The following is a 25,297-nucleotide window of genomic DNA, read 5'->3' on the forward strand; positions in this document are numbered from 1 at the left end:
GTGTTATGGGTAAGAATGTCGTAGTCCTGGGCACCCAGTGGGGTGATGAGGGCAAAGGCAAGATCGTTGATCTGCTGACCGAACATGCTGCCGCCGTAGTGCGCTACCAGGGTGGCCACAACGCAGGCCACACTTTGGTGATCGACGGTGAAAAAACCGTCCTGCACCTGATTCCGTCGGGCGTGCTGCGCGAAGGCGTCCAGTGCCTGATCGGCAACGGTGTGGTGGTTGCGCCCGATGCCTTGCTGCGGGAAATCATCAAGCTGGAAGAAAAAGGCGTACCGGTGCGCGAGCGCCTGCGTATCAGTCCGTCCTGCCCGCTGATCCTGTCCTATCACGTGGCGCTGGACCAGGCCCGTGAAAAGGCCCGTGGCGAGCTGAAGATCGGCACCACCGGTCGTGGCATCGGCCCGGCCTACGAAGACAAGGTGGCCCGTCGTGGCCTGCGCATCGGTGACCTGTTCCACCGTGAGCGTTTCGCCGCCAAGCTGGGCGAGCTGCTGGACTACCACAACTTCGTCCTGGTCAATTACTACAAAGAACCGGCCATCGACTTCCAGAAGACCCTGGACGAGTGCATGGAATACGCCGAGCTGCTCAAGCCGATGATGCTCGACGTCACTGCCGAGCTGCACGAGCTGCGTCGCGCCGGCAAGGACATCATGTTCGAAGGTGCCCAGGGTTCGCTGCTGGACATCGACCACGGTACCTACCCGTACGTCACCAGTTCCAACACCACCGCTGGCGGCATCGCCACCGGTTCGGGTTTCGGTCCGATGTACCTGGACTACATCCTGGGTATCACCAAGGCCTACACCACTCGCGTCGGTTCGGGTCCATTCCCGACTGAGCTGTTCGACGACGTCGGTGCCTTCCTGGCCAAGCGCGGCCACGAATTCGGTGCCACCACCGGTCGTGCCCGTCGTTGCGGCTGGTTCGATGCCGTCATCCTGCGTCGCGCCATCGACGTCAACAGCATCTCGGGCCTGTGCCTGACCAAGCTGGACGTACTGGACGGCCTGGAAACCATCAACATCTGCGTGGGCTACAAGAACCAGGACGGCGCCGTCATCGACGCACCGACCGACGCCGACAGCTACATCGGCCTGGAGCCGGTGTACGAGCAGATGCCAGGCTGGACTGAATCGACCGTGGGTGCCAAGACCCTGGAAGAGCTGCCGGTGGCTGCGCGCAACTACATCAAACGCGTCGAAGAGTTGGTCGGAGCGCCGATCGACATTATTTCGACGGGGCCGGACCGCAACGAAACCATCGTTCTGCGTCATCCGTTTGCCTGATAAGTCGTTGATGTGAAACACAAAGGGCCCTCGTCGGGGCCCTTTGTCGTTTCTGCCTGTCGGGCGGCACGACACTTGCTATGCAACTCCATTAAGGCACCGCTTTCCCGAGTGCCATCAAATTAATGGCGTTTGGTAGAGGGATTTCACGTGTCGGCCGTTCTCTCACTGTTACAAAGCCGTTTACTGCGGCCTGTGTTCGTTACCCTGGGTATCGCCCTTTTGGTGCAGGTGCTGGTGGCCGTTGCGCTGACCCGAAGCACCGTCACGGCGCTGGAAGCCGACCTGGGCGCGCGGTTGGGAGCGGACAGCCAGAAGCTCTCCGCCGAACTGGAGCAGGCCGGGCGCGAGGTCACCTCGAGCCTGGACAGCCTGTCCGCCAATACCCGCCAGCGGCTCAATGTCGGGCTTTCCGCTCGCCTGAAGGACGAGCAGGCGCAGTTGCGTGGGACCTTGGAGAAGGACTTGAGGGATTCCGCCAATGATATGGCGCAACTCCTGGCTTCCGTTGCGCCGCGCGCCATGTGGGACAACGACGTGCCCACCCTCTCTGAATTCGCCCGTCGGGCCCAGCGCAATCCCAACGTGCTGTTCGTCATCTATGACGATGCTGCCGGTGAGCACTTGACTCGATATCTGAACCGGGAAAACCCGATCAACAAGGCGTTGTTGGAGAAGGGTAAAGGCGAGCGGGCGCTGGATAAGGTGCTGGACGCGGCAAAGAACGATCCGTCGGTGTATTACCTTGAAGCCTCGATCAACCCCAATGGGGTGGAAATCGGCAAAGTCTTGATGGGGGTTTCCACGGCGTCCGTTGAAGCCGACCTGAAGGCGCTGGACCAGCGCTTCTCGGCCTTGATCGCCAGCAGCGACCAATTGGTCGGTGACAGCCTCAAAGGGGCGGCGGCCGACAGCGCCACCGCCATGCGCGGTCGCCTGGCGTCGGCCCAGGCCACGGCCACGCAAATGCAGACCAACACCGCCAGCACCGTGCAGGACGCGGCGGGCACCCTGCGCTGGCGCATCGGCTTGGGTCTGGCGCTGGTGGGCTTCGGCGTGCTGGTGTTGCTGGCCGTGGTGCTGGGGCGTCGGGTGGTCAATCGCTTGAAGCTGCTGATCGCGGCCATGAATGACCTGGCGGCGGGCGAGGGTGACCTGACCAAGCGTGTGCAAATCAACAGCAAGGACGAAATCGGTGACATGGCCTCGGCGGTCAATCGCTTTGTGGATAAGTTGCAGCCCATTGTGCGTGAGGCGGGTGATGTGGCCCAGCGTACCGGTGTGGAAATCGGTGCGATGACCTTGCGCAACTCCGGTGCCGATGCGGCGGCCGGGATGCAGCGTGATGAAGTGGCCGAGAGCCTGCGTGCGCTGTCGCAAATGGCTGACGAGGCTCAATCGGAAAGCCAGGCGATGCAGGCGGCCCTGCAGCAAGTGGTGGAGATCCGCCAGGCCACCGATGAAAACACGCGCACTTCGACCAAGGTCAGCGGCTTGATCGAGGCTTTGGCCGGACAGGTCGATACCGGGGCGAAAGTGATCGAGCGGCTGGCGCAGCAGAGCGAACAGATTGAAGTGGTGCTGACCGTGATTCACGGCATCGCCGAGCAGACCAACTTGCTGGCCTTGAACGCGGCCATCGAGGCGGCGCGGGCCGGGGAAACCGGGCGCGGTTTTGCGGTGGTGGCGGATGAGGTGCGGGCGTTGGCGAGCAAGACCCAGAGCTCTACGGGGGACATCCAGGCGCATATCGTGGCCCTGCAGCAGGGCGCTCGCGAGGCGGTGGCTGCGATTGGCCAGGCCGGGCGCCAGGCCAATGAGGGTCTGTTGGTGCTGCGTGACAGTGCGCGCTTGCAGCAGTCGGTGCAGGCCTCTGTAGAGCAGGTGCATGCGGCCATTGGCCTGGCGACTCAGGCGGCGGCTCATCAGGCCCAGGGCGCGCAAGCGGTGCGTGGGCGGGTGGAGACCATTCATGCCCAGGCTGAGAAAGCGGCCCAGGCTGTGGTTGAGACCACGGCCAGTGGCAAGGTGCTGGATAGTTTGGCGGCGCAGTTGAAGGCGAGTTTGGGGCAGTTCAGGGCTTGATCGGGTTTCCACAGGCTTGTACGCGACCAAAGCCTGTGTGGGAGCGGGCTTGCTCGCGAAGACGGTGGCACATTCAGCATTGATGCAAGCAGACCTACCGCCATCGCGAGCAAGCTCGCTCCCGCAGGGATTGCAGTGGCCGCAATCTGTAGATCGTCACCGCCCCAGTGTGGGAGCGAGCTTGCTCGCGATGGCGGCCTGACAGTCGACCGGGTTCTCCCGGTCGTACTCCGATCCAATTGTTCGCAATTTTCAGATAGCAGAAACGCAAAAACCCGCTTTCGCGGGTTTCTGTGAGGTTCAAGGCCGTGACCTTGAAGCTTGAATTGGTGCCCAGAAGAAGACTCGAACTTCCACGACCTTGCGGTCACCAGCACCTGAAGCTGGCGTGTCTACCAATTTCACCATCTGGGCAGCATCTTCAGCGTTGCCGCTGTTGATGTGGCGCACTATACGGAGCGCGTTTTGATCTGTAAACCCCTGTTTTTGTTTTAGTAATTGCCAAACGCAATTGCAGGGGGCAGAAATGCAAAAACCCGCTTTCGCGGGTTTTTGTTGAGCTGCCAGGCCCTTGACCTGTTGCTCGAAATTGGTGCCCAGAAGAAGACTCGAACTTCCACGACCTTGCGGTCACCAGCACCTGAAGCTGGCGTGTCTACCAATTTCACCATCTGGGCAGTATCGGCAACGTGTGTACGTCGTCGATGGCGCGCACTATACGGAGCGTGTTTTTAACTGTAAACCCCTCCGGAGAAAAAAACCGCTAAATTTCACGAGCGGTGCTTTCCGAGTGCTTCGAAGGCAGGTCAAATGACCCTGAAAACGCTATCGGATGCTTGAAATTTCCCGTTTCATTAAGCCTATGCCAAACTAACCCGCATATAGACAAGGTGAAAACTCTCTAATGGCCGATTGGCAGTCCCTCGATCCCGAGGCCGCTCGTGAAGCGGAAAAATATGAAAACCCTATTCCTAGCCGTGAACTGATCCTGGCGCATCTCGCCGATCGGGGTTCGCCTGCTAGCCGCGAGCAGTTGGTCGAAGAGTTCGGTCTGACCACCGAGGACCAACTCGAAGCCCTGCGCCGCCGTCTGCGCGCCATGGAGCGCGACGCTCAACTGATCTACACCCGACGCGGCACCTATGCGCCAGTGGACAAGCTCGACCTGATCCTGGGCCGCATCGCCGGTCACCGTGATGGCTTCGGCTTCCTGATCCCGGACGACGGCAGCGACGACCTGTTCATGAGCCCGGCGCAAATGCGCCTGGTGTTCGACGGCGACCGGGCCCTGGCCCGTGTGTCCGGCCTGGACCGTCGTGGTCGTCGCGAAGGCGTGATCGTCGAAGTGGTGTCCCGTGCCCATGAAAGCATCGTCGGCCGTTACTTCGAAGAAGGCGGTATCGGTTTTGTTGTGCCGGATAACCCGAAGGTTCAGCAGGAAGTGCTGATTACCCCGGGCCGTAATGGCGCCGCCAAGGTGGGTCAGTTCGTCGAGGTGAAAATCACCCACTGGCCTACAGCGCGCTTCCAGCCACAGGGCGATATCGTTGAAGTGGTCGGCAACTACATGGCGCCGGGCATGGAAATCGACGTTGCGCTGCGCACCTACGACATTCCTCACGTCTGGCCCGAGGCTGTGCTCAAGGAAGCCGCCAAGCTCAAGCCGGAAGTCGAAGAGAAAGATAAAGAAAAACGCATCGACCTGCGCCATCTGCCGTTCGTCACCATCGACGGCGAAGATGCCCGCGACTTCGACGATGCGGTCTACTGCGAAGCCAAGCCCGGCAAGCTGCGCCTGTTCTCCGGCGGTTGGAAGTTGTTCGTCGCGATTGCCGACGTGTCCAGCTACGTGAAGATCGGTTCGGCCCTGGATAACGAAGCCCAGGTGCGCGGCAACTCCGTGTATTTCCCTGAGCGCGTGATCCCGATGCTGCCTGAGCAGCTGTCCAACGGCCTGTGCTCGCTGAACCCGAAAGTCGACCGTTTGGCCATGGTGTGCGAGATGACCATCTCCAAAACCGGCGAAATGACCGACTACCAGTTCTACGAAGCGGTGATCCACTCCCAGGCGCGCCTGACCTACAACAAGGTCAGCACCATCCTGGAAACGCCGAAGACCAGTGAAGCCAAGGCGCTGCGTACCGAATACGGTGGCGTGGTACCGCATCTCAAGCAGCTGTACGCGCTGTACAAGGTGTTGCTGGGGGCCCGTCACGTGCGTGGCGCGATCGATTTTGAGACCCAGGAAACCCGGATTGTCTTCGGTTCCGAGCGCAAGATCGCCGCAATCACCCCGACGACCCGTAACGATGCGCACAAGCTGATCGAGGAGTGCATGCTGGCGGCCAACGTGGCCACTGCGGAATTCCTCAAGAAGCACGAGATTCCTGCGTTGTACCGCGTGCACGACGGCCCGCCGCCGGAGCGTCTGGAAAAACTGCGCGCCTTCCTCGGCGAGCTCGGCCTGTCCCTGCACAAAGGCAAGGACGGCCCGACGCCGAAGGACTACCAGGCACTGCTGGCCAGCATCAAGGACCGCCCGGATTACCATGTGATCCAGACGGTGATGTTGCGCTCCCTGAGCCAGGCGGTGTACAGCGCTGACAACCAGGGCCACTTCGGCCTGAATTACGAGGCGTACACCCACTTTACCTCGCCGATCCGCCGTTACCCGGACTTGCTCACGCACCGCGCGATCCGCAGCGTGATCCATTCCAAGCAGAACACCCCGCACGTCAAGCGCGCCGGTGCCATGACCATTCCGAAGGCACGGATCTATCCGTACGACGAAGCGGCCCTGGAACAGTTGGGCGAACAGTGCTCCATGAGCGAACGCCGCGCCGACGAAGCCACCCGCGACGTGGTGAATTGGCTCAAGTGCGAGTTCATGAAAGACCGCGTGGGCGAGTCGTTCCCAGGCGTGATCACGGCGGTGACCGGCTTTGGTTTGTTTGTCGAACTGACCGACATCTACGTCGAGGGCTTGGTGCACGTCACCGCCTTGCCGGGTGATTACTACCACTTTGATCCTGTGCATCACCGCCTGGCGGGAGAGCGCACCGGTCGCAGCTTCCGTCTGGGCGACACCGTGGAAGTGCAGGTCATGCGCGTCGACCTCGATGAGCGCAAGATCGACTTCGGCATGTCCGACAAGCCCGCTGAGGCACCGACTGGCCGTAAAAAGCGTGGCAGCGAGACCGCAGCGCCTGCGACCAAAGGTAGAGGTAAAGGTGCTCCTGCCAAAGCCGCAGAGCCTGAGCCAGCCAAGGCCGGTCGCCGTTCGTCTGTCAAGGACAAGGCGCCCGAGGCCTACCGCCCCAGCGACGCAGCGGCGAAGAACGCCGAACTGCGCAAGAGCCGCGAGTTGAAGCAGCAGTTGCTCAACGAAGCCAAAAGCGGTGGTAAAGCGGCGTCTGGGGGAAAGTCCCACGGGGCGGAAAAGCCGTCGAGCAAGCCAAGCAAACACCGTAAAGGCCCGCCAAAAGCGGGTTCGGCCCCCGCGAAAAGCGGCGGGTCGCGCAAACCTAAGGCCAAGTCATGAGTCTGGAAAAAATCTACGGCGTGCACGCCGTAGAAGCACTGCTGCGTCACCACCCCAAGCGTGTCAAGCAAGTGTGGTTGGCGGAAGGTCGCAGCGAGCCGCGTGTGCAAGCGCTGGTCGAGCTGGCCACCCAAAACAAGGTTGCCATCGGCCAGGCCGAGCGTCGTGAAATGGATGTGTGGGTCGAAGGCGTTCACCAGGGCGTCGTGGCCGAAGTCAGCCCGAGCCAGGTCTGGGGCGAGGCGATGCTCGACGAACTGCTCGATCGTACCGAAGGCGCCCCCCTGTTGTTGGTGCTGGACGGCGTCACCGACCCGCATAACCTGGGCGCCTGTCTGCGTTCGGCGGACGCCGCCGGTGCGTTGGCGGTCATCGTGCCTAAAGACAAGTCGGCGACGTTGACGCCGGTGGTGCGTAAAGTCGCTTGCGGCGCGGCTGAAGTGATCCCGTTGGTGGCGGTGACCAACCTGGCGCGCACCCTGGAAAAACTCCAGCAGCGTGGCCTGTGGGTGGTCGGCACGGCGGGCGAGGCCGAGGTCAGCATCTATGACCAGGACCTGACGGGCCCGACGATCCTGATCATGGGCGCCGAAGGCAAGGGCATGCGCCGCCTGACCCGCGAGCATTGCGACTATCTGGTCAAGCTGCCGATGGCTGGCAGCGTCAGCAGCCTCAACGTCTCGGTGGCCACCGGTGTGTGCCTGTTCGAAGCGCTGCGCCAGCGCAGCGTCAAGGCTGTCGCCAAAAAGCCCTGATCCAGACGCAAATCCATTGTGGGAGCGGGCTTGCTCGCGATGACGGTGTATCAGTGACAGCAATGTCGACTGGCATGCCGCTATCGCGAGCAAGCTCGCTCCCACATTGGTTTTGTGTGAGGAGCAGGGATTGGCGGTTGTTCAAATAATCGCCAATTGCCTTGCGCCGCCCTCGGCCCTTCTCTACAATTGCGCCCCTTGCTGTGATGGCAGGCACTTATGTGTCTAGCGTCCACAAGTCCATAAGTGTCATTCACTCCTTGTCTGACCGTTTTTGAGCGGCAGGCTACAACCCGTAAGGAGCATTCATGCGTCATTACGAAATCATCTTTTTGGTCCACCCGGATCAAAGCGAGCAAGTCGGCGGCATGGTTGAGCGTTACACCAAGCTGATCGAAGAAGACGGCGGCAAAATCCACCGTCTGGAAGATTGGGGCCGTCGTCAACTGGCCTACGCAATCAACAATGTTCACAAGGCTCACTACGTGATGCTGAACGTTGAGTGCACTGGCAAGGCCCTGGCCGAGCTGGAAGACAACTTCCGCTACAACGATGCAGTGATCCGTAACCTGGTCATCCGTCGCGAAGAAGCCGTCACCGGCCAATCCGAGATGCTCAAGGCTGAAGAAAACCGCAGTGAGCGCCGTGAGCGTCGCGACCGTCCTGAGCACTCTGACAGCGCCGATGGCGATGACAGCGATAGCGACAGCGACAACAGCGATAACGCTGACGAGTAATCCACGGACCTTTTAAGGAGCCAATCACATGGCACGTTTCTTCCGTCGTCGTAAATTCTGCCGCTTCACCGCTGAAGACGTGAAAGAGATCGATTACAAAGATCTCAACACTCTGAAAGCCTACGTATCCGAGACCGGCAAAATCGTTCCAAGCCGTATCACCGGTACCAAAGCTCGTTATCAGCGTCAGCTGGCCACCGCTATCAAGCGCGCCCGCTTCCTGGCCCTGCTGGCCTACACCGACAGCCACGGCCGCTGAGACCGGGCAGTCGACGAGTAGTAAGGGATTGAATGCATGCGCGCCTTAGCTGACTTCATCATGCGGGGACGTGTGCAGGCCACGCTGGTTGTGGCCGGATCCGCGGCATTGCCGCTGTTGTTCTGGTTGAGTGCCGCCGCTGGGTGCCTTGTGCTCCTGCGGCGCGGTTCGGACGCCTTGAGCGTCCTGGGTATCGGGTTGCTATCAGCGTTGGTGAGCTGGTACTTCCTGAAGGACCCGACAACACTCCTGGTGTTGCTCGGGGCTGGTGGCCTGGCGTTGGTTTTGCGCGCCGGTCATACCTGGAACCGCGTGCTGCTGTGCAGCGTGGCCGTGGGGTTGTTGTGTGCGGTGAGCCTGGGAACTGTCTTCAGTTCCTTCATCGAGTCACTGGCGCAGACGTTCGAACACGTCCTGCCGCTGGCGATGGGTGAGGTCTACGAGACATTCTCGGCAGACCAGAAGGCGTTTCTCACCGCCCTGAGCGCTCCGCTGATGATCATTTCGATAGCGTCTTCGCTGCAGATCTTTAGCGTGCTGTGCCTGATTCTTGGGCGCTATTGGCAGGCGTCGTTGTATAACCCCGGTGGTTTCGGTCGCGAGTTTCGCGCCATCCGATTCCCCAAGAGCGTGGCGCTGTCACTGCTGGCCGTCATGTGTGTGGCTCCGTTTTTCGGGCTGCATGCACTGATCCTGTTGCCGCTGTGCAGTGTACCGCTGGTCTTCGCCGGCTTGGCCCTGATTCATGGGCTGGTGGCGCAGAAGCGACTGGCCACGTTCTGGCTGGTGGGGATATACGTGACGTTGTTGCCTTTCATGCACTTGCTCGGTCCGTTGCTCGTGGTCTTGGCCATCGTCGACAGCCTGATTGATTTTCGCGGTCGTATGGCGCCGAAAGACGCCGACAACGCGAACGGTGAAGGTTAAAAGTTAGAGGATTTTCACATGCAACTGATCCTTCTGGAAAAAATCGCCAACCTGGGCAACCTGGGCGACAAAGTAAACGTTAAGGCCGGCTACGGTCGTAACTACCTGCTGCCTTTCGGCAAAGCCACCGCTGCGACCGCTGCCAACCTGGCTGCGTTCGAAGAGCGTCGCGCTGAGCTGGAAAAAGCCGCCGCAGACCGTAAGGCATCGGCTGAAAGCCGTGCTGCCCAACTGGCCGAGCTGGAAGTGACCATCACTGCCACCGCTGGCGACGAAGGCAAGCTGTTCGGTTCGATCGGTACTCACGACATCGCTGACGCACTGACCGCCTCCGGCGTTGAAGTGGCGAAAAGCGAAGTTCGTCTGCCGAACGGCACCATCCGCAACGTAGGCGAATTCGACGTAGCCGTGCACCTGCACGCCGAAGTTGAAGCCACCGTACGCGTTGTCGTGGTAGCAGCCTAAGCAACACCTGTCGGCTGGCACCCTCGGGTGCTTGCCGGTAACATCGGGCACGATCCTGTTTACAGGTCGTGCCCTTTGTCTTTCTGCAATTGCTGAATTTCATAACCAGACGTGGCCATGAACGAAATCACCGCTCCCGAGCAATATGATCTGCAAACCGCTGCCCTGAAGGTGCCTCCGCATTCCATCGAGGCCGAACAGGCCGTGCTCGGTGGCCTGATGCTGGACAACAACGCCTGGGAACGCGTGCTCGATCAAGTCTCCGACGGCGATTTCTACCGGCATGACCACCGCCTGATTTTCCGTGCGATCGCCCGTCTGGCCGATCAGAACATGCCGATCGACGTCGTCACCCTGGCCGAGCAATTGGACAAGGAAGGGCAGACGTCCCAGGTCGGCGGCCTCGGTTACCTGGGCGAGCTGGCGAAAAACACGCCGTCGGTCGCCAACATCAAGGCCTATGCCCAGATCGTCCGCGAGCGGGCAACCTTGCGCCAGTTGATTGGCATCAGCACCGAGATCGCCGACAGCGCCTTCAACCCGGAAGGCCGCACCGCCGCCGAGATCCTTGACGAAGCCGAACGGCAGATCTTCCAGATCGCCGAGGCCCGGCCGAAAACCGGCGGCCCGGTGAGCGTCAACGACCTGTTGACCAAGGCCATCGACCGCATCGACACCTTGTTCAACACCGACAACGCCATCACCGGCCTGTCCACCGGCTACACCGACCTCGACGAGAAGACCAGCGGCCTGCAGCCGTCCGACCTGATCATCGTCGCCGGCCGTCCGTCCATGGGTAAGACCACCTTTGCGATGAACCTGGTGGAAAACGCCGTGCTGCGCAGCGACAAGGCCGTGCTGGTGTACTCCCTCGAGATGCCAGGCGAATCGCTGATCATGCGTATGCTCTCGTCCCTGGGGCGTATCGACCAGACCAAGGTCCGTTCCGGCCAGCTGGAAGACGACGACTGGCCGCGCCTCACCTCGGCGGTCAACCTGCTCAACGACCGCAAGCTGTTCATCGATGACACGGCGGGTATCAGTCCGTCGGAAATGCGCGCCCGAACCCGTCGCCTGGTGCGTGAGCACGGCGATATCGCGCTGATCATGATCGACTACCTGCAGTTGATGCAGATTCCCGGTTCCAGCGGCGACAACCGGACCAACGAGATTTCCGAAATCTCCCGTTCCCTCAAGGCCCTGGCCAAGGAATTCAACTGCCCGGTGGTGGCGCTTTCCCAGTTGAACCGTTCCCTGGAGCAGCGCCCCAACAAGCGTCCGGTGAACTCCGACTTGCGGGAATCCGGAGCGATCGAGCAGGACGCCGACGTCATCATGTTCGTGTACCGTGACGAGGTGTACCACCCCGAGACGGAACACAAGGGCATCGCCGAAATCATCATCGGCAAGCAGCGGAACGGCCCGATCGGTTTCATTCGCCTGGCGTTCATCGGTAAATACACCCGATTCGAGAACCTGGCGCCGGGTAGCTACAATTTTGATGATGACGAGTAACCTGTTCGGCATCTATTGAGGCGGGCCCTTTTCCAGAAGATTGCACTTCTCCTGTGGGAGCGAGCTTGCTCGCGATAGCGGTGCAACTGTCAGCACATGCATTGAATGGGCTGGCCCCTTCGCGAGCAAGCTCGCTCCCACATTTGATATGCGGTGCGCCGCCGATTTCCGACCATAGCCGTCGGAATTGGTCAAAATTTGTGCTATATTCCGCGCCCGCGATTTTTCATCTTTTATACCGGTCATCGACATGCAAGCAGCCAAGCCGTTATTTGACTATCCCAAGTACTGGGCCGAATGTTTCGGCCCAGCGCCATTCCTGCCCATGAGCAGGGAGGAGATGGATCAGCTTGGCTGGGATTCATGCGACATCATCATCGTGACCGGTGATGCCTACGTCGATCACCCGTCGTTCGGCATGGCGATCATCGGCCGTTTGCTGGAAGCCCAGGGCTTTCGTGTCGGGATCATTGCCCAGCCGAACTGGCAGTCCAAAGACGACTTCATGAAGCTCGGCGAGCCCAACCTGTTTTTCGGCGTCGCGGCCGGCAACATGGACTCGATGATCAACCGCTACACCGCTGACAAGAAAATTCGCTCCGATGACGCCTACACCCCGGGCGGCATGGCCGGCAAGCGGCCGGACCGTGCGAGCCTGGTCTACAGCCAGCGCTGCAAGGAAGCCTACAAGCACGTACCGATCGTGCTCGGCGGCATCGAAGCCTCCCTGCGCCGCATCGCCCATTACGATTACTGGCAGGACCGGGTGCGCAACTCGATCCTGATCGACGCCTGCGCCGACATCCTGCTCTACGGCAACGCCGAGCGGGCGATTGTCGAAGTCGCCCAGCGCCTGTCCTACGGCCACAAGATCGAAGACATCACCGACGTACGCGGCACCGCGTTTATCCGTCGTGACACACCGCAGGGCTGGTACGAAGTCGACTCCACGCGTATCGACCGTCCGGGCAAGATCGACAAGATCATCAACCCGTACGTGAATACCCAGGACACCGCTGCTTGTGCCATCGAGCAGGAAAAAGGTCCGGTTGAGGATCCGAGCGAAGCCAAGGTCGTGCAGATCCTGGCGAGCCCGAAAATGACCCGCGACAAGACCGTGATTCGCCTGCCCTCGGTGGAAAAGGTCCGTGGCGATGCGGTGCTCTACGCCCACGCCAACCGCGTGTTGCACTTGGAAACCAACCCGGGCAACGCCCGCGCCCTGGTTCAGAAGCACGGCGAAGTCGACGTCTGGTTCAACCCGCCGCCCATTCCGATGACCACCGAGGAAATGGACTACGTGTTCGGCATGCCTTACGCACGTGTTCCCCATCCGGCGTACGGCAAGGAGAAAATTCCAGCCTACGAGATGATCCGTTTCTCGGTGAACATCATGCGCGGCTGCTTTGGTGGCTGCACCTTCTGCTCGATCACCGAGCACGAAGGCCGGATCATCCAGAACCGTTCCGAAGAGTCGATCATCCGCGAGATCGAAGAGATCCGCGACAAGGTCCCGGGCTTCACCGGGGTCATTTCCGACCTCGGCGGCCCGACCGCGAACATGTATCGCATTGCCTGCAAGAGCCCGGAAATCGAATCCGCGTGCCGCAAGCCGTCCTGCGTGTTCCCCGGCATCTGCCCGAACCTGAACACCGACCATTCTTCGCTGATCCAGCTGTACCGCAGCGCCCGGGCCTTGCCTGGGGTGAAAAAGATCCTGATTGCCTCTGGTCTGCGTTACGACCTGGCGGTCGAGTCACCGGAATACGTCAAGGAGCTGGTGACCCACCACGTGGGCGGTTACCTGAAGATCGCTCCGGAGCACACCGAGGAAGGCCCGCTCAACCAGATGATGAAGCCGGGCATCGGCAGCTATGACAAATTCAAGCGGATGTTCGAGAAGTACACCAAGGAAGCCGGGAAAGAGCAGTACCTGATTCCGTACTTCATCGCGGCCCACCCGGGCACCACCGACGAAGATATGATGAACCTGGCACTGTGGCTCAAGGGCAACGGTTTTCGGGCCGACCAGGTGCAGGCGTTCTATCCGTCGCCGATGGCCACCGCCACGGCCATGTACCACTCGGGCAAGAACCCGCTGCGCAAGGTCACCTACAAGAGCGATGCGGTGACCATCGTCAAGAGCGAGGAGCAACGCCGCCTGCACAAGGCCTTCCTGCGGTATCACGACCCCAAGGGCTGGCCGATGCTGCGCGAAGCGTTGACTCGCATGGGCCGCGCCGACCTGATCGGGCCGGGCAAGAACCAGTTGATTCCGTTGCACCAGCCGGCCACCGACAGCTACCAGAGCGCCCGACGCAAGAACTCGACGCCAGCCGGCAGCCATAAAGTGGGCAAGGAAACCACCAAGATTCTGACCCAGCACACCGGCCTGCCACCGCGGGCCAGCGACGGCGGCAATCCGTGGGACAAGCGCGAGCAGGCCAAGGCCGCGGCATTCGCCCGCAACCAGCAGGCCGCCAAGGAACGCAAGGACGCCGCCAAGGGCAAGGGACCGAAACCGGCGCGCAAGCCTGTCGTGCCACGCTGATCCTTGAGCGACAACGTAAAACGCCAGCCTTAAGTGCTGGCGTTTTGCTTTCTAGCGACGGTGCTGGCCGTTTGTTATCGTGGCGACCGCCATATTCAGCTTCTGTATCTGTCAGGTCGGCCGCCCCATTGTGGCGAGGGGATTTATCCCCGCTGGGCTGCGCAGCAGCCCCAAAAAAGGCTCGCCACAATTAGCCTGAACCACCGAGGTGGCAGCTTTTTAGGGCTGCTTCGCAACCCAGCGGGGATAAATCCCCTCGCCACAGGGTTCAGTGTAGATAAAAGTCTCACTTTCCGATTCTCAAGGACGATTCATATGAGCAGCGCTACAACGGGCATCGGCATGGACCTGAGCTTCTCCCAGTTCATGGCCCGCAAACGCATCGAAAGCCAGATCAACCTGCCGCGCCTGTTTGCTGCTATTGACGCCGATCCTGGCATCGCCGGGGCGGGTGTGGTGTATGTCGATTCCGAATACAACGTCGTGACCCTGCGCGAGTTCAAGCCGATTTGCAGCATCGCGCCCAAGCGCATCATTCTGCGCGAGGCGAAAAAATACATCGCGCCGCAGCAGTTCATCGATCAGGTCAAAAGCAGCCCCCGCGAGTCCAAGCTCGGGCTTGAAGCAACCAACGCCGGCTTGTCCTGTGTCGCCGCGGTGATTGGTTGGGTGGTGGTGTTCAGCGGCAGCGTCGCGGTGCCCTTTACGGCAGGGGCAAGTGCCTTTGTCGTTGCCCTGGGCGCCGCTGCCGCGACGGCCAGCACCGCGCAATGCGTCATTGGCGGGATGCGGGTGGCCAATGAGCTGACCAATCCGACCGGCAACGATGAGATGAACGACGCCGACTGGTACAACATTGTGTCGCCGATCCTTGACGGGGTTTCCCTGGTGGGGGTCGGTGGCTCGGCCCTGACGACTGTCCGGCTGCTCAAGGCCAACAAAGCGGCCGGCACGGGAAAGAGTTGGTATCAGTTGCTCAAGGGCCTGAATCGGCAAGAGCGCAGCAAACTGACCAAGGAGCTGTTGACGCTGAAGGACCCGAGCCTGACCGCCAAGTTATTCAAGCTGCAGCAACGCGCGGGGGCCCTGCCCAAACGTTACTCTTCAGCTGAAATCAGGCACGCGACGCTGACGCAAATAAAGGACTCCCTTGGGGGCGCGCTGGGGATCATTGGCAGTTATACCGGCGAGGGCGCCGTGAAGACCGTTGCCGTCGGCCTGTATGAGGAGTTCACGGAATGATCGGTGGCGGATCGCTGAAGGCCTTTCTCGCCCGCTATTTCCCGGTGTTCATGGGGACGATCCTGCTGGGCTGCTTTTCCGGGTCCACGCTGCTTGTGTTGGCCGGGGCCACGTATTGGCGTGCCCTGGAGCCGTCAGCCAGGACCGACTATGTCGGGCTCGGCACCTTGGCCTTGGTGCTCGTCCTGGTCCTGGGCAACCTCTTGATCGCTCGCGGGCGCGCCTGGGCGGTCTGGTGGGTGGCGGGGTATTTCCTGGCCTGTCTGGCGACGGTGCTGCCGACGTTCGCGTATCGACCGCATCAGGGCGTGTATCTCTTCGCGGTGCTGTTGCCGCTGCTGGGGCTGTTACTGCTCAACAGCAAGCGCCACCGGGAAATGCGCAGCAAACTCGTCGACATCCGCCGCCAACGCGCGCTGATCATCCAGGCCGCCAAGGCCTCGCGCCCCCGTCGCTGAGTCGATTCGCGCCGCATTTATGTGCATTCCTTTACAGATGAATACGGGCATCGCGCGTTTTTAGTGCTCTACTGGCTTGAGTAGACAAAGAAAGTGTCCGGCCTGCCTGCATGGCATAAGTCTTGCGCCGCTTTCGATACCGCCCAGGCTCGCAGGAGGCACGTCGTGTCGATCCATGTCGCATTGCATCACGTCACGCATTACCGCTACGACCGCGCCGTCGAACTCGGACCGCAGATCGTTCGCCTGCGCCCGGCGGCCCACAGCCGCACGCGGATTCTTTCCTATGCGCTGAAGGTTTCGCCGGAGCAGCATTTCATCAACTGGCAGCAGGATCCCCAGGGCAATTACCTGGCGCGGTTGGTGTTTCCCGAGAAAACCCGGGAGCTGCGGATCGAAGTCGATCTGCTGGCGGAAATGGCGGTGTTCAATCCGTTCGACTTCTTTCTCGAGCCCTACGCCGAGAAGATTCCCTTCGCCTACGCGACTGACGAACGCAAGGAACTGGCGCCTTACCTGGAAACCCTGCCACTGACGCCGAGGTTCCAGGCCTATCTGGACGGCATCGACCGCACGCCGTTGCCAGCGGTGGATTTCCTGGTGGCGCTCAACCAGCGTCTGAGCGAAGACATCAACTACCTGATTCGCATGGAACCCGGCGTGCAGACCCCGGAGCATACCCTTGAGCACGCGTCCGGCTCGTGCCGCGACTCAGCCTGGTTGTTGGTGCAGTTGTTGCGCAACCTTGGTCTGGCCGCGCGGTTTGTCTCCGGTTACCTGATCCAACTGACCGCCGACGTGAAGAGCCTCGATGGCCCGTCCGGCACCGACGTCGATTTCACTGACTTGCATGCCTGGTGCGAGGTCTACCTGCCCGGTGCCGGCTGGATCGGCCTGGATGCGACCTCCGGGTTGTTCGCCGGTGAAGGCCACATCCCATTGGCCTGTAGTCCCGATCCATCCTCGGCGGCACCGATCAGTGGCTTGGTGGAGCCTTGCGAGTGTGAGTTCAGCCACGAAATGTCCGTGGAGCGGGTCTGGGAAGCGCCGCGGGTGACCAAGCCTTACACCGACGCGCAATGGCTGGCGATCCAGGCCCTGGGACGGCAGATCGATGCCGACCTGCTGGAGGGCGATGTGCGCCTGACCATGGGCGGCGAACCAACCTTTGTCTCCATCGATGACCCGGACGGCGCCGAGTGGAACACCGCGGCACTGGGGCCGGACAAGCGCCGACTCTCCGCCGAGCTGTTCCAGCGCATGCGCAATCACTATGCGCCCAATGGGCTGGTGCATTTCGGCCAGGGCAAGTGGTACCCCGGCGAGCAACTGCCGCGCTGGTCGCTCAACTGCTATTGGCGGCGCGACGGAGTGCCGATCTGGCACAACAGTGCGTTGATCGCTGACGAGCAGGACGATTACGGCGCTGATGGCGAACTGGCCGGACGCTTCCTGGCGAGTGTCGCCGAGCGTTTGAAGATTCCTACGCGGTTCGTGTTTCCGGCCTACGAAGACAACTTCTATTACCTCTGGCGCGAAGGAGCATTGCCTTCCAACGTCACGGCCGAGGACCCACGCCTGGAGGACGCCTTGGAGCGTGCGCGGTTGCGCAAGGTCTTCAGCCAGGGCCTGGACAAGGTCATCGGCCAGGTCCTGCCATTGGCTCGCACCGCCAAGGGCGATCAATGGCAAAGCGGTCGCTGGTACCTGCGCGACAGTCACTGCCGCCTGGTGCCGGGGGATTCGCCCCTGGGTTATCGCTTGCCGCTGGCGTCCCAGCCTTGGGTGACGGCGGCCGAGTACCCGTTCATCCACCCCACCGACCCGAACCAGGACTTGCCCGAGCTGCCCGGCACCGAGCAACTGGCGCGTCACGGCGAGCCGGCCGCCGAGCCGGAGCGTGTCCCGGAGATCGACAAATCCGCCGACTGGCTGACCCGCACCGCCTTTTGTGCCGAGGCCCGCGAAGGCCGGCTCTATCTGTTCATGCCGCCGTTGGAGCGGGTCGAGGATTATCTGGAGCTGGTCAGCGCCATTGAGGCCACCGCTGAGGAACTGCACTGTCCGGTGCTGTTGGAAGGCTACGAGCCGCCGAGCGACCCGCGCCTGAGCAATTTCCGCATCACCCCCGACCCCGGTGTGATCGAGGTCAATGTACAACCCTCGGCGACCTGGGATGAATTGGTCGAGCGCACTGAATTTTTATACGAGGAAGCGCGCCAGACCCGACTGACCACCGAGAAATTCATGATCGATGGCCGCCACACCGGCACGGGCGGCGGCAACCATTTCGTCCTGGGTGGCGCGACGCCGGCCGACTCGCCGTTCCTGCGACGTCCCGACCTGCTGCGCAGCCTGATCAGTTACTGGCATAACCACCCGTCGTTGTCCTACCTGTTTTCCGGGTTGTTCATCGGCCCGACCTCCCAGGCGCCCCGCGTGGACGAGGCGCGCAACGACGCGTTGTACGAGCTGGAAATCGCATTCGCGCAAATGCCGCAGCCGGGCGAGGAATGTCCGCCGTGGTTGGTCGACCGCTTGCTGCGCAACCTGCTGATCGACGTGACCGGCAATACGCACCGCGCCGAATTCTGCATCGACAAGCTCTATTCGCCGGACGGTGCCACCGGGCGTCTCGGCCTGTTGGAGTTGCGTGCCTTCGAGATGCCGCCCCACGCCCGCATGAGCCTGGCCCAGCAATTACTGCTGCGGGCGCTGGTGGCGCGGTTCTGGCGTGAGGCCTATGCGCCGGCGAAATTGGCGCGCTGGGGTACTGAATTGCATGACCGTTTCCTGTTGCCGCACTTTATCGAGCAGGATTTTGCTGACGTCATCCATGAGCTGAACGCCGCCGGCTATCCTCTGCGGGCCGAGTGGTTCGCCGCGCACCTGGAGTTTCGTTTTCCCAAGGTGGGTGACTACGCGGTCAGTGGTATCGAGCTGCAATTGCGCCAAGCCCTCGAGCCTTGGCATGTGCTGGGGGAGGAGGGCGCGGTGGGCGGCACGGTGCGTTATGTGGATTCCTCCCTGGAGCGCTTGCAGGTCAAGCTCAGCGGCCTGGCGCCGCAACGCTACCTGCTGACCTGCAATGGCGTGCCGGTGCCGTTGCAACCGACGGGGCGGGTCGGCGAATTCGTTGCCGGCGTGCGTTTCCGCGCCTGGCAACCGGCCAACTGCCTGCAACCGACCATCCCGGTGCATGCGCCGCTGGTCTTCGACTTGCTCGACACCTGGATGCAACGTTCCGTGGGCGGTTGCCAGTATCACGTGGCCCATCCGGGCGGGCGCAACTATGACAGCCTGCCGGTGAATGCCAACGAGGCCGAGAGCCGGCGCATGGCGCGCTTCTTCCGCCTCGGGCACACGCCGGGGAAACTGCCGATACCCAGCCTGGCAGTGGATGACGAGTTTCCCCTCACGCTGGATCTGCGACGTTTTCAGGGTGCCTCAAAAGAATAAATAACCCCGTGGCGAGGGAGCTTGCTCCCGCTGGGCTGCGCAGCGGCCCCAAGATTTCGCGGTCGCTGCGCAACCGAGCGGGAGCAAGCTCCCTCGCCACGATGATTGCAGTCTGAAAACCCAGGCCGGATCCAACACAAACACACCTATCCGGGCGTCATGCGCTTGCGCTAGTCTCACCTTTCATTGCTGTCTGCCGAGCTTTCCATGCCTGACCTGCTTGACCGTTACCCGCTGACGACGGGCACCTATCACGAATTGCTGGACGACAGCGGTGCGGTACGTACGCACTGGCGGCGGCTGTTCGACCAGTTGCAGCGCAGCACGCCGGCCCAATTGCTCCAGCGCCAGGCCCTGCTGGCCCGGCAGATCCAGGAAAACGGCGTGACCTACAACGTCTACGCCGATCCGAAAGGCGCCGACCGGCCGTGGGAACTGGACCTGCTGCCCCATGTGATCGACCCGCAGGAATGGAAGCATCTGTCAGCCGGGATCGCCCAGCGTGCGCGGCTGCTCAATGCGGTGCTGGCCGACCTGTACGGGCCGCAGCGACTGGTCAGCGAAGGGCTGTTGCCGGCGGAGCTGGTGTTCGGGCACAACAATTTCCTCTGGCCCTGCCAGGGCATCGCGCCGCCGGACGGCAGTTTCCTGCACTTGTATGCGGTGGATCTGGCGCGTACGCCCGATGGCCGCTGGTGGGTCACGGCGGACCGGACCCAGGCGCCTTCGGGGGCCGGGTACGCGCTGGAAAATCGCATGATCGTTTCCCGCGCCTTTCCCGATTTGTATCGCGACCTCAAGGTTCGGCACCTGTCCGGATTTTTCCGCACCTTGCAGGAAACCCTGGCGCGACAGGCTCCCAGCGACGGTGAGTCGCCGCTGGTGGTGCTGTTGACGCCGGGGCGGTTCAACGAAAGCTATTTCGAACACCTTTACCTGGCGCGCCAGTTGGGCTATCCGCTGGTGGAAGGCGGCGACCTGACCGTTCGCGATGCCACGGTCTACCTCAAGACCCTCAGCGGCCTGCGCCGGGTCCACGCCATCATGCGCCGGCTCGACGACGATTTCTGCGATCCTCTGGAGTTGCGCACCGATTCGGCCCTCGGCGTGCCGGGGTTGCTCGAAGCGGTGCGCCAGGGCCGGGTGCTGGTGGCCAATGCCTTGGGCAGTGGCGTGCTGGAGTCGCCGGGCCTGCTGGGGTTCCTGCCGAAGATCAACCAGTACCTGTTCGGCGAAGAACTGCTGCTGCCGTCCATCGCCACCTGGTGGTGCGGTGAGCCGCCAGTGCTGGCCCAGGCCCTGGAAAAACTGCCGCAGTTGTTGATCAAGCCGGCGTTTCCGTCCCAGAGTTTCAGCCCGGTGTTCGGTCGCGACCTGAGCGAGGCGCAGCGCGGGCAACTGGCGGCGCGCATGCAGGCACGGCCCTATGCCTATGTCGCCCAGGAACTGGCGCAACTGTCCCAGGCACCGGTCTGGCAGGCCGAGGATGGGCAAATCCAGCCGCGGGCAATCGGTATGCGCATGTATGCCGTGTCCGGCAAGGATGATTATCGGGTGTTGCCGGGTGGCCTGACCCGCGTGGCCGCCGAGGCCGACGCCGAAGTGGTGTCGATGCAGCGCGGTGGCGCCAGCAAGGACACCTGGGTGCTGGGGGAGCAGGCGCCCGGCAGTGAACAATGGAAGGCCCAGCGAACCGTGGGGGTCCATGATCTGGTTCGACGTGATCCATACCTGCCGTCGCGGGTGGTGGAAAACCTGTTCTGGTTCGGCCGCTACTGCGAGCGTTGCGATGGCAGCGCGCGGTTGCTGCGGATCATGCTGGCGCGTTATGTCGATGGCGATGATCCACTGGCCTTGCAGTCGGCGGTGGCCTTGGGCGAAAGCCTGATGCTGCTGCCCGAAGAGGGCGAGTTGCCCGAGCGTTTGCTGGCGGCACTGCTGGGGGACGACTGGTCGTTCAGCCTGCGTTCCAACCTGCAGCGCTTGCAATGGGCCGCCTCGCAGGTGCGCGGCAAGCTGTCCCGGGAGAACTGGCAGGCGCTGGTGGAATTGCAGCGCGAAGCCATGGAGCTGGAAACCGAGGAAGCGGATTTCGGCGAGTTGTTGGATTTCCTCAATCGGCTGGTGATGTCCCTGGCGGCGTTGTCCGGATTCGCCTTGGACGACATGACCCGCGATGAAGGCTGGCGCTTTTTGATGATCGGTCGGCGCCTGGAGCGCCTGCAATTTCTCAGCAGCAGCCTGGCGGCGTTCCTGCGCAGCGACGCGGTGTTCGATCAGGCCGGGCTGGAGTGGTTGCTTGAACTGGGCAATAGCAGCATCACCTACCGCTCGCGCTATTTGGCGGTGGCCCAGTTGATCCCGGTGCTGGACTTGCTGCTGCTGGATGAACAGAACCCCCACGCGGTGCTCTTCCAATTGAAGCTGGTGGCCCGCACCCTCAAGCGCTTGAACGATGATTTTGCCGCGCCCAAGGAAACCGCCTTGCCGGAGCTGGTCGTGCGCCTGTCACGCTTTGACCTGCGTTGCCTGGAAAACCCCTTGTTCGGTGAGGCCAGCCTGCGCGCGGCACTCGATGGGCTGGCCGACCTGTTGCAGGAAGTGGCTGACGCCAGCGGCCAGGTGTCCGATCGCCTGGCCTTGCGTCATTTCGCCCACGTCGATGACGTCAGCCAACGCACGGTGTCCGTCTGATGAACGCTCGTTACCAGATCCTCCACGACACCCATTACCACTACGACAGCCCGGTGTCCCTGGCCCAGCAGCTCGCTCATCTGTGGCCACGGGCCTGTGACTGGCAGCGTTGCACCGAACAGCAACTGTTGATCAGCCCGGAACCGACGACCCGCCGCGATGAACAGGATGTGTTCGGCAACCCACTGACCCGCCTGGCCTTTGAGCGGCCCCATGACGAGTTGCTGGTCAATGCCCGCCTGAGCGTCGAGGTGCTGGCCCGCCCCGAGCTGGATTTCAGCCTGTCCCCGGCCTGGGAGACGACCTGCAACGCGCTGACCTACAGTGGCCGGCCACTGGCGGCGCCATTGCTGGAGGCGTGCCGCTACCGTTTCGAGTCACCGTATGTGCACCTCAAGCGCAGCTTCGTCGAGTTTTCCGAAAGCTGCTTCCCGCCGGGGCGACCGTTGATGGTCGGTGTCCGAGCGCTGATGGAGAAGATCTTCGAGGAATTCACCTTCGATGCCGAGGCGACCCAGGTGGCGACGCCGCTGGTAGAGGTGCTGGAGCGGCGACGGGGCGTGTGCCAGGACTTTGCCCACCTGATGCTGGCTTGCGTGCGCTCTCGCGGCCTGGCGGCGCGTTACGTCAGCGGCTACCTGCTGACCCAGCCGCCGCCCGGCCAACCACGGCTGATTGGCGCCGATGCGTCCCACGCCTGGGTCTCGGTGTATTGCCCGGTGTTGGGATGGGTGGACTTCGACCCGACCAACAATGTCCAGCCGGCCCTGGAACACATCACCCTGGCCTGGGGCCGGGATTTTTCCGATGTGTCACCGTTGCGCGGGGTGATCCTGGGCGGCGGTGCCCATGATCCTGAAGTGCGGGTGACGGTGATGCCGTTGGAATCATGAACGCTGTGTGAAAAATGTGGAAGCGAGCCTGTGGGAGCCGAGCTTGCTCGCGATGAACGATGACGCGGTTTTGCAGTTGAACCGTGTCGCCCTCATCGCGAGCAAGCTCGGCTCCCACAGGGTTAGGCTCCCACAGGTTGTGTGTCTTATGGATGAGGAGGTTTCCCCATGTTCCCGGTATCCATCAAAGGTGTACTGCAATCCCCCGAAGGCCTGATCGTGCTGATGCTCAACGAGCGCGATGAATGGGAATTGCCCGGCGGACGAATCGAGCTGGGCGAAACGGCGCCGCAATGCCTGGCGCGGGAAATTGCCGAGGAGCTGGCGGTTGAGGTGAGCGTGGGGGCGCCGCTGGATTCGTACTTGTTCGAAGTCATTCCCGGCAAGCACGTCTTCATCTCCACGTACCGCTGCCAGTTGCTGGGCGGTTTCGTGCCGACCATCAGTCATGAGCACAAGGAGATCGGCCTGTTCGCGCCGGACCAATTGCCGGTGAACCTGCCTGCGGGTTATCGCCAGTCGATTATCAAGGCGCTGGGATTGTAAGGGTCGGCAGCGGGGCTGCCGGCCCTGGTCACAGAACCGGGGGGCCGGATCGGATCATCGGGCCCTGGGGGTATCAGGCGTCGGGAGCCTGATCTTTCGGTGCATCAACATCATCTTCTGCTGCTACTTCGCCTTCGGTATCCGGGGTCAGTGCGGCTTCTTCTTCAGCTGTGGCTTTCTTGCGCTGCAGCTTTTCCTCTTTCTTCTGCTCCTTGGCCAAGTCTCTCTGACGTTTGGCGAAGGAATAATTGGGTTTGGCCATGGGCGATCCTCTGGGGTCGAAGGTGAGGTTGAGCGGCGCATATTCTGCCCTGTATCGGGGCCGAGCCGTTAGCTGGGTTTTTGTTCGGCCCATTTTGGTTGCACGGACGGTTGCCATTCGTTCAGGGCATCGAGCAGGTTCTGCGCGGATTCGCTCACTTGCAGCATGTCACGATGGGGCGCGCGGACGAAGCCTTCGCCGACGATATGATCGAGAAAAGCGGTGAGCTTGCTGTAGAAACCGTTTACTTCCAGCAGCCCCAGCGGTTTGCCGTGGTAGCCGAGCTGGCCCCAGGTCCAGACTTCGAACAACTCCTCCAGCGTGCCGAGACCGCCGGGCAGGGCGATGAAGGCGTCGCTGAGTTCAGCCATGCGCGCCTTGCGGGCGTGCATGCCGTCCACCACTTCCAGACGGGTCAGACCGCTGTGGCCGATTTCCTTATCCTTCAGGCTTTGCGGGATGATGCCGATGACTTCGCCGCCAGCCGCCAGGGCCGCGTCGGCGACGACACCCATCAGGCCGACGGCGCCGCCGCCGTAGACCAGGGTCAATTTTCGTTCAGCCAACGCCTGCCCGAGGGCCTGCGCCGCTTCACGATACGCTGGGTCGGTGCCAGTGCTGGCGCCGCAAAATACACAAACAGACGCGATGGACATGCTTTACTCCGTGGTCAGTCACCGCACCAGAGTAAAGCCTGGCCTAGGCTGCGCAAAGGACTTAAACCTCGCGCTGGGGTTTTTCATAGGTGCCACTGGCGCCACAGGCGTAGGCGGCGAGCAAACTGCACAACAGGCTATTGAGGTTCATGACGATCGCTCCAGGAGGTGATGGGGCTGATCATAGGGGCGCGTCATACTTATGGCTGGTTGATTATGTCCATCAGGCTGATAGCCTTAAGTTGTATACAATCTTTGACTCAGGTCATAGGAACTTGTCTCAAATTCAGGCAGTCTTCCCCTTTGACGGATTTTTGTTAACCATGCCTTGGAGATTCACGATGTTTGCCAAACTTGTTGCAGTATCCCTGTTGACGCTGGCCAGCAGCCAACTGATGGCAGCGGAGTGCAAGACCACCATCGACTCGACTGACCAGATGTCCTTCAATACCAAGGCCATCGAGATCGACAAGAGTTGCAAGACGTTCACCGTTGAGCTGACGCACTCGGGCAGCCTGCCGAAAAACGTCATGGGCCATAACTGGGTGCTGAGCAAAGAGGCTGACATGCAGCCGATCGCCACCGATGGCCTGGCCGCTGGTATCGACAAGAACTACTTGAAAGAAGGTGATGCTCGCATCATCGCCCATACCAAACTCATTGGTGCCAAGGAAACCGACTCGGTGACCTTCGATGTGTCGAAACTCAGTGCTTCCGAGAAGTACGGCTTCTTCTGCTCGTTCCCGGGCCATATCTCGATGATGAAAGGCACTGTTACCCTGAAGTGATCCGTTTCAGGCACAAAAAAAGCGGCGCTTCTTTCAGAAATGGGAAGCGCCGTTTTTTTTAGAAAGCTCGGCTTTGGTGTGTATATCCGTTTTTGCGTAACGGCGGCTTAGGGTTCCGCTCTTACAGCGGGTCACTTTTGAAGAGCGCAAAAGTAACCAAAACGCT

General features: G+C 61.5%; 19 protein-coding genes, 2 tRNA genes and 1 pseudogene. 18 read left to right on the top strand and 4 right to left on the bottom strand.

Annotated features, from left to right (window positions below; all coding sequences use genetic code 11):
* Positions 1-5: 5 nt before the first annotated feature.
* The 3 genes and pseudogenes from AC3A5O_RS26115 to AC3A5O_RS26125 all read left to right on the top strand — a co-directional run bounded on the left by AC3A5O_RS26115 (position 6) and on the right by AC3A5O_RS26125 (position 3,383).
* Positions 6-1,298, top strand: a complete 1,293-nt coding sequence (locus tag AC3A5O_RS26115) for an adenylosuccinate synthase (RefSeq protein ID WP_003186407.1) — start codon at positions 6-8, stop codon at positions 1,296-1,298.
* A 1,125-nt stretch (positions 1,299-2,423) separates the two neighbouring features.
* Positions 2,424-2,477: pseudogene (locus AC3A5O_RS26120) on the top strand (hypothetical protein); the annotation flags it as partial.
* Between the two features lie 201 nt (positions 2,478-2,678).
* Entirely contained in the window at positions 2,679-3,383 is a 705-nt protein-coding gene (locus AC3A5O_RS26125; RefSeq protein WP_406550201.1) for a methyl-accepting chemotaxis protein, read from the top strand.
* A 327-nt stretch (positions 3,384-3,710) separates the two neighbouring features.
* On the opposite strand, the gene AC3A5O_RS26130 is transcribed toward AC3A5O_RS26125, so the two are convergent.
* Positions 3,711-3,797, bottom strand: a tRNA-Leu gene (locus tag AC3A5O_RS26130).
* Positions 3,798-3,973: 176 nt separating this feature from the next.
* Positions 3,974-4,060: transfer RNA gene (locus tag AC3A5O_RS26135), tRNA-Leu, on the bottom strand.
* A gap of 227 nt (positions 4,061-4,287) precedes the next feature.
* On the opposite strand from AC3A5O_RS26135, the gene rnr reads away from it, so the two are divergent.
* The 14 genes from rnr (at position 4,288) to AC3A5O_RS26205 (ending at position 23,425) form a co-directional block, all read left to right on the top strand.
* Positions 4,288-6,924, top strand: coding sequence for a ribonuclease R (gene rnr / locus AC3A5O_RS26140; protein WP_487753917.1), 2,637 nt, complete (start codon positions 4,288-4,290; stop codon positions 6,922-6,924).
* Complete coding sequence (rlmB, locus tag AC3A5O_RS26145; RefSeq protein WP_122567301.1) at positions 6,921-7,679, top strand: 23S rRNA (guanosine(2251)-2'-O)-methyltransferase RlmB; 759 nt, start codon at positions 6,921-6,923, stop codon at positions 7,677-7,679. The genes rnr and rlmB overlap by 4 nt, the downstream gene beginning before the upstream one ends.
* 308 nt (positions 7,680-7,987) lie before the next feature.
* Entirely contained in the window at positions 7,988-8,416 is a 429-nt protein-coding gene (rpsF, locus tag AC3A5O_RS26150; RefSeq protein WP_003186395.1) for a 30S ribosomal protein S6, read from the top strand.
* Positions 8,417-8,444: 28 nt separating this feature from the next.
* Complete coding sequence (rpsR, locus tag AC3A5O_RS26155) at positions 8,445-8,675, top strand: 30S ribosomal protein S18 (RefSeq protein ID WP_002551829.1); 231 nt, start codon at positions 8,445-8,447, stop codon at positions 8,673-8,675.
* Positions 8,676-8,711: 36 nt separating this feature from the next.
* Complete coding sequence (locus AC3A5O_RS26160; protein WP_122567300.1) at positions 8,712-9,602, top strand: YybS family protein; 891 nt, start codon at positions 8,712-8,714, stop codon at positions 9,600-9,602.
* 18 nt (positions 9,603-9,620) lie between these two features.
* Positions 9,621-10,067, top strand: coding sequence for a 50S ribosomal protein L9 (rplI, locus tag AC3A5O_RS26165; protein WP_003186385.1), 447 nt, complete (start codon positions 9,621-9,623; stop codon positions 10,065-10,067).
* Positions 10,068-10,184: 117 nt separating this feature from the next.
* Entirely contained in the window at positions 10,185-11,582 is a 1,398-nt protein-coding gene (gene dnaB / locus AC3A5O_RS26170; protein WP_027911801.1) for a replicative DNA helicase, read from the top strand.
* Positions 11,583-11,832: 250 nt separating this feature from the next.
* Positions 11,833-14,133: a YgiQ family radical SAM protein gene (locus AC3A5O_RS26175; protein ID WP_058546535.1), complete on the top strand. Its 2,301-nt coding sequence runs from the start codon at positions 11,833-11,835 to the stop codon at positions 14,131-14,133.
* Positions 14,134-14,448: 315 nt separating this feature from the next.
* The gene (ssp4, locus tag AC3A5O_RS26180) at positions 14,449-15,375 is read left to right on the top strand and encodes an Ssp4 family T6SS effector (protein WP_487753918.1); all 927 of its coding nucleotides are present in this window, start codon (positions 14,449-14,451) and stop codon (positions 15,373-15,375) included.
* On the top strand, positions 15,372-15,833 hold the full coding sequence (locus tag AC3A5O_RS26185) for a hypothetical protein (RefSeq protein ID WP_487753919.1): 462 nt from the start codon (positions 15,372-15,374) through the stop codon (positions 15,831-15,833). The genes ssp4 and AC3A5O_RS26185 overlap by 4 nt, the downstream gene beginning before the upstream one ends.
* 165 nt (positions 15,834-15,998) lie before the next feature.
* Positions 15,999-19,292, top strand: a complete 3,294-nt coding sequence (locus AC3A5O_RS26190) for a transglutaminase family protein (protein ID WP_487753920.1) — start codon at positions 15,999-16,001, stop codon at positions 19,290-19,292.
* A 207-nt stretch (positions 19,293-19,499) separates the two neighbouring features.
* Positions 19,500-21,986: a circularly permuted type 2 ATP-grasp protein gene (locus AC3A5O_RS26195; protein WP_122567296.1), complete on the top strand. Its 2,487-nt coding sequence runs from the start codon at positions 19,500-19,502 to the stop codon at positions 21,984-21,986.
* Positions 21,986-22,879, top strand: a complete 894-nt coding sequence (locus tag AC3A5O_RS26200; protein ID WP_305491613.1) for a transglutaminase family protein — start codon at positions 21,986-21,988, stop codon at positions 22,877-22,879. Before AC3A5O_RS26195 ends, AC3A5O_RS26200 begins: the two co-directional genes overlap by 1 nt.
* 168 nt (positions 22,880-23,047) lie before the next feature.
* A complete protein-coding gene (locus tag AC3A5O_RS26205) occupies positions 23,048-23,425 on the top strand; it encodes an NUDIX hydrolase (RefSeq protein ID WP_305469476.1) in 378 nt (125 codons plus the stop codon).
* 73 nt (positions 23,426-23,498) lie between these two features.
* On the opposite strand, the gene AC3A5O_RS26210 is transcribed toward AC3A5O_RS26205, so the two are convergent.
* Together AC3A5O_RS26210 and AC3A5O_RS26215 are read right to left on the bottom strand one after the other, a co-directional pair.
* Complete coding sequence (locus AC3A5O_RS26210; RefSeq protein WP_057448273.1) at positions 23,499-23,687, bottom strand: hypothetical protein; 189 nt, start codon at positions 23,685-23,687, stop codon at positions 23,499-23,501.
* Positions 23,688-23,755: 68 nt separating this feature from the next.
* Positions 23,756-24,343 (bottom strand): cytokinin riboside 5'-monophosphate phosphoribohydrolase, encoded by a 588-nt coding sequence (locus tag AC3A5O_RS26215; RefSeq protein ID WP_122567292.1) that lies wholly within the window; start codon positions 24,341-24,343, stop codon positions 23,756-23,758.
* A 341-nt stretch (positions 24,344-24,684) separates the two neighbouring features.
* Between AC3A5O_RS26215 and azu the strand changes: the two genes are divergently transcribed.
* The gene (gene azu / locus AC3A5O_RS26220; protein WP_122567291.1) at positions 24,685-25,131 is read left to right on the top strand and encodes an azurin; all 447 of its coding nucleotides are present in this window, start codon (positions 24,685-24,687) and stop codon (positions 25,129-25,131) included.
* The last annotated feature ends 166 nt before the right edge of the window (positions 25,132-25,297 follow it).

It is taken from the genome of Pseudomonas sp. Soil_N_39 (assembly GCF_057655955.1).